General features: G+C 41.3%; 3 protein-coding genes. 2 read left to right on the forward strand and 1 reads right to left on the reverse strand.

The features are described from left to right. Positions 1–239 precede the first annotated feature (239 nt). Positions 240–644 (forward strand): hypothetical protein, encoded by a 405-nt coding sequence (locus NTU69_12120; GenBank protein MCX5804251.1) that lies wholly within the window; start codon positions 240–242, stop codon positions 642–644. A 163-nt stretch (positions 645–807) separates the two neighbouring features. Here the strand turns inward: NTU69_12120 and NTU69_12125 are convergent, their stop codons facing one another. Then, positions 808–990 (reverse strand): hypothetical protein, encoded by a 183-nt coding sequence (locus tag NTU69_12125; protein ID MCX5804252.1) that lies wholly within the window; start codon positions 988–990, stop codon positions 808–810. 86 nt (positions 991–1,076) lie between these two features. Between NTU69_12125 and NTU69_12130 the strand changes: the two genes are divergently transcribed. Further along, entirely contained in the window at positions 1,077–2,459 is a 1,383-nt protein-coding gene (locus NTU69_12130) for an ATP-binding protein (protein MCX5804253.1), read from the forward strand. Positions 2,460–2,658 lie beyond the last annotated feature (199 nt).

Genomic DNA, 2,658 nt, shown 5'->3' on the forward strand with positions numbered 1-2,658 from the left:
TTCAAATCCCTTTCTTGCCTTTTTTCTCTGTTTCGTGTTTACTTTCATTGTGGCTCCTTTCTGTATAAAGATTTTGGGTTCCGTGGATTATGCCACGGAGGGAGCCACATATCAAGTTTCAACTAAAAATGGTATAACATCGCTGAATAGGAACAAATAGAAATAGTCTCAACCAGCGCGTGCAGCCAATCGCCGATAAATCCGGCTCTGGCTGACCTCCGTGTTAAGGAGACATTGCGATGGTCAATATGATTTCAATCTTTTTAGGGATAGTTTTTGGAAGCATTAGCTATCTGGTAATTAATTTTTGGATGGCTCCACTACTGGAATACTTGAAAGTCAAATATCACATTGCTTCTGACATAGTGTTTAACGCCGATATTTTTGATTCATCTAATACAAGTCCAGAATATTTAGAAAGAAAAAAACGGGGACAGGAAAAAATTCGCAAACATGCAGCAGAGATTTTGGCGCGCTATTATACTTTGCCGAGGTGGTACAGAAAATATCTAAAGATAGTTAATGAATCCCCCGTGGAAGCATCTAAGCGTCTAATTGGTTTATCTAACTCTGACAATTATAAGAACGGCGTACCATTGGCGCGTCAAGTAAGAGAGTTGCTGCGGATGCCGTCAGATGAGTAAATTTATTCTCCTAAAAAGGCGCTCAAGATCGTCTGCTTCGCAGGTTGCTTAATCGTTACCACTTTCAATCGCAAATCCTCAACTTTTGCTATCGTCCGATATCAACATTCGTAGGTGAAGTACGACCATTTTAACCCAATGACTATCACCCAACGACCATTCATCAAACACCACCACTGTTTCTCTCTCTGGTCAAATCGTTGCTACGCTGAAACATATTCTCTAACAGCTCGACCTGCTGTCTGCTAAAGTTCGCATCATTGAAGAGATGCTCGTATATATCGAGGGTAATATCGGAATAATGAGCGGATGCTGTTTTACGGTAAGGAGCTTGTATGAGTCTCATATGTAGCCGATTTATACAATCACTTGTCATTAAGTATACTTTAGATTATACTAATCATGGTTATACTAACCGTAAAAGGGGGCTGTATGAAATTTGTAAATCGCACATCAGAGCTATCAGTACTCGAGAAGATATATAACATTGGCCGTTTCCAGTTTATTCCCATCTATGGAAGACGCCGAATCGGTAAAACAAGACTTATCCAGGAGTTCATCAAAGGCAAAGATGCCATATATTTCCTTGCCGACAGCGTATCGGAGTCGGAGCAACTGAAAAATCTCGGTCGAGCCATTGGAGAACATTTTAATGACACCATCTTGAGGGATTCAGGATTCAAGGATTGGTATCAGTTTTTTTCCTATCTAAAAGAAAAATGCACGGAAAGGCTGGTACTGATAATCGATGAATTCCCGTACCTCGTGAATGCAAACCAGGCAATCTCATCTATCTTCCAGAAGGGTATCGATGAATACCTCAAAAAAACCAATGTTTTTCTAATCCTGATGGGGTCAAGTATCGGGATGATGGAAAAAGAGGTACTGTTTTACAAGGCCCCCCTCTACGGAAGGAGGACAGCCTCCTTGGAGGTAGTAGAGATGGAGTTTAATGCATTAAAGGATTTTTTTCCTCAAAAGGACTTTGATGATCTCGTGAAGGTATACGCAGTTTTTGGGGCGGTACCGGCATACCTGGAAAAGGTCAATCCGAAACAGGATATTTTCACGAACATAAGCAAACTGGTGCTGGACCGGAGCAGTTTCTTTTATAATGAAGTAGAGTTCATTTTACGAGAAGAGTTAAGGGAGCCTCGCAATTACTTTGTCATCCTGAAAGCAATTGCTCAGGGTAAAAGAAAACTCTCTGAAATCATAAACGAAACAGGCTTTGAGAAGAGCCTTGTGTCAAAGTATATCGACACATTGCGGGGGTTGAAGCTTGTTGAAAAAGATATACCGATTACCGAGAAGTACCCGGAGAAAAGCAAACAGGGAATATACCACCTCCACGACAAATTCTTTACCTTCTGGTTCAAATATATATTCACAAACAGGGGCAGGATAGAGATCGGTAATACCGATTATGTAATCGCACTGATGAAAAACAGCTTTGAGCACCATGTTTCAACTGTTTATGAAGATGTCTGCAAGGCATTATGCAGAAAGCTGATGTCAGATGGACTCATTCGTTACACCACCATCGGGAAGTGGTGGTCGAAAAGCGAGGAGATTGATATCGTTGCCTTAGACGAAGATGCGAAAACAGCCTATTTCGTTGAATGCAAATGGAGTAATAAAAAGATTGGCACTGATATCTATGAGAATCTCTTGAGAAAAGCAAGATTGGTGGATTGGTTCAATGATGCTCGAAAGGAGAAATACCTCCTCTTCAGCAAGAGCGGGTTCACAAAAGACATGATAGATATAGCGAAAAAAGAAAACGTTGTATTATTGGTCAACGAAAAAGGGTAACACGTTGCGTCTTTCAGGAAGAAAGAATGCAAAACCAGCGTTATTAAGTGCACCTACAAATGTTGATGGTTGAAAATTCTCAGAGAGGAATGATTACCAATAGAAAGAGAGGAACACCAAAGCTCGGGGGCGCGTCCCCTGCAGCGCCGGGTTAGACGTCAGCCTTACGGTCCATTGCCTCAAGAAAAGCTATGGCTCT

It is taken from the genome of Pseudomonadota bacterium, assembly GCA_026388215.1.
GTDB lineage: Bacteria > Desulfobacterota > Syntrophorhabdia > Syntrophorhabdales > Syntrophorhabdaceae > JAPLKF01.